At 47.4% G+C, this 2,491-nt stretch carries 3 protein-coding genes; all 3 read right to left on the minus strand.

The annotated features are described in order from the left end of the window. Positions 1-31: 31 nt before the first annotated feature. Entirely contained in the window at positions 32-1,615 is a 1,584-nt protein-coding gene (locus tag DYI81_RS17735; RefSeq protein WP_117008198.1) for an IS66 family transposase, read from the minus strand. A 74-nt stretch (positions 1,616-1,689) separates the two neighbouring features. Then, the gene (gene tnpB / locus DYI81_RS17740; protein WP_067728626.1) at positions 1,690-2,025 is read right to left on the minus strand and encodes an IS66 family insertion sequence element accessory protein TnpB; all 336 of its coding nucleotides are present in this window, start codon (positions 2,023-2,025) and stop codon (positions 1,690-1,692) included. Next, the gene (locus DYI81_RS17745) at positions 2,022-2,405 is read right to left on the minus strand and encodes a transposase (RefSeq protein WP_004762545.1); all 384 of its coding nucleotides are present in this window, start codon (positions 2,403-2,405) and stop codon (positions 2,022-2,024) included. Before DYI81_RS17745 ends, tnpB begins: the two co-directional genes overlap by 4 nt. Between the last annotated feature and the right edge of the window lie 86 nt (positions 2,406-2,491).

Genomic DNA, 2,491 nt, shown 5'->3' on the forward strand with positions numbered 1-2,491 from the left:
GTAAGCGTCCGCTGAACCCCATGCCTATTTTTTAATTTGAGTTGGATTTCCAGCGATGTGGTAGTAATTCTTCTATTTGGGTCGCTTTATGCGTCGGCAGCCTTTTCAGCACATCACTGAGATAGGCATACGGATCCAACCCATTCAGCTTTGCTGACTGGATTAAAGTCATGATATTTGCCGCTCGCTGTCCACTGCGCAGCGAACCTGCAAACAACCAGTTCTTACGGCCCAATGCCCAGGGACGCATTGAGTTCTCTGCCCAGTTATTGTCAATGGGTAGATTGCCATCATCCAGATAGCGGCTTAAGGCTGGCCAACGCTTCAGACTGTAATTGATGGCCTTGGCGGTTGGAGAACTCGATGGCACCGTCAGATAATGTTGGTTGAGCCATTCATACAGTTGTTGCATCACCGGTTGGCTGTGCTGTTGTCGGTATTCGCGGCGGTGTTCTGCTGTACTATCGGTCTTTTTCCTGAGTTCTGCTTCTATCGCATACAGTTTCTGAATCAGCACCAATGCCTGTTCAGCGACCTGACTTTTCCCAGTTACATGCAGTTCATGGAATTTACGACGTGCATGGGCCATGCAGCCCACCTCTATGACCTGGCCTGATTTAAAGCGTGCTTTATAACCACTGTAATCATCACAGACTAGATAACCCTGCCAGCCTTTCAAGAACTCTGCAGCATGCTGGCCTGAACGACTATCCTGAAAGTCATAGATCACCGCCTGAACTGGATTGTACTGTGTAGTGGCATAGGCCCAGACATAACCTTTCTTCGGTTTTTTATCATTCTCCCCCATCCGCATGATGGTGACCGGTGTTTCATCTGCATGCAGCACCTGCTGTTGTAGTACCACCTCTTTTAAGGCATTGGCCAGAGGTTCCAGTTCTACACCGCAGCGACCTATCCAGTCAGATAAAGTTGATCTAGAAAGTTCGATTCCCGCCCGCTGATAGATCAGACGTTGACGGTACAGCGGCAAATGATCGGCATACTTCGATACCAGCACATGGCTGAGCAGTTCAGGTGAAGCAATGCCTTTATCAATCACATAGGCGGGCATCGCTTGCTGAGTCAGGGTGTCACACTGATCACAGACCCATTTGCCACGCACATGCTGTTCCTTATAGAACTGTGCCGGTCTGAAATGCAGTTTTTCACTGATATCTTCGCCGATACGACGTAACTGGCAGCCACAACTGCATTGGGTTGATGCAGGTTCATGCTCAATACGGATGGTGTGTAGATGATCCGGCAGCAGTCGACGTTTAGGTTTGTTGACTGTGGCTTTCTCTGTCGCTGCATCGGTTTTATCTGCATTCAGCCGCTCCAGTTCCAAATCAACTGCTGCGATATCCTCTTCAACCGCTTCGTCCCACAGATGGATTTGTTTTGCGGTGAGATGTTCGTTTTTACTGCCGAATTTGTGCTTTTTAAACAGCGCCAGTTCATGCTCATATTTTTGCGTGAGAATGGAAAGATGTTGAACTTTGGCATCCAATTGCTGGTTTGATTGTGCTAGAGACTGATGCTGCAGCGCCAACTGTCTGGTGAATTCCAGCAGTTGTTCATGGGTCAGTTGGCTTAAGTCAGGCAGCGTATTCATGACCGCAGTATGCCTGAGGTCATGAGAAGAATGAAATAGAACGTTTGGAGAATAGCAGAATGGAACAGCCTGGTTTAGAGCATCGTCACCACCTGCTGTCGTCCAATGCGCTGCCAAGGTAAACCCTGGATCAGTGCCTGTAACTGTTCCGGACTGATCGCCATGCTTTCACCCTGGTGAACCTGCGCCCAGTGGAATTTTCCCTGTTCCAGCCGCCGGGCACACAGCCAGATGCCCAGTCCATCATGTACCAGCACTTTCATGCGATGGCCACGTTTATTACAGAACAGGTAAGCACAATGCGGTTTAATGTAGCCAAAGGCTCTCACCACCTGAGCCATGACAGTATCCATCCCTGCTCGCATATCCAGAGGTTGGGTAGAAAGCCAGATTTCATCAATGCGGATCATGTTGCAAGTGCCTTGAGTAATTCTGCTAAAGCAGATATTTCTGATACTTGCCATTTCAAGCCAATTTCTGCTTTTGAGTGGGGTAAAGTAATTTGAACCGTTAACATGTCAGTAGGAGTAGGATCTAATGGTGCAGAGCAAGATAAGGCAATAAATGCAGGTTTATTCGGTAGTGGTGAGCGATCATTCCCTGGCTTACCATCAATTAAGCGAATCCATTTGGATACAAGATTTGTATTCAATCCATGTTGCAAAGCGACCGAAGCAATTGAAACGTCCGGTGCTTTACAAGCCTGAACGATCTGCTGTTTAAATTCAGCACTGTATGTTCTTCGTTTTTTCGCAAGAGATGCGATGGATGTCTGGTGATTTGTAGTCATAAATTTTAGTCCCCACTTGTTTTTAAGTGGGGACTAAATTAAGGCTTATAGGAAGAATTCATAAGGTGTGTTCAGCGGACGCTTAC

Source organism: Acinetobacter sp. SWAC5, from assembly GCF_003419885.1.
Lineage (GTDB): Bacteria > Pseudomonadota > Gammaproteobacteria > Pseudomonadales > Moraxellaceae > Acinetobacter > Acinetobacter cumulans.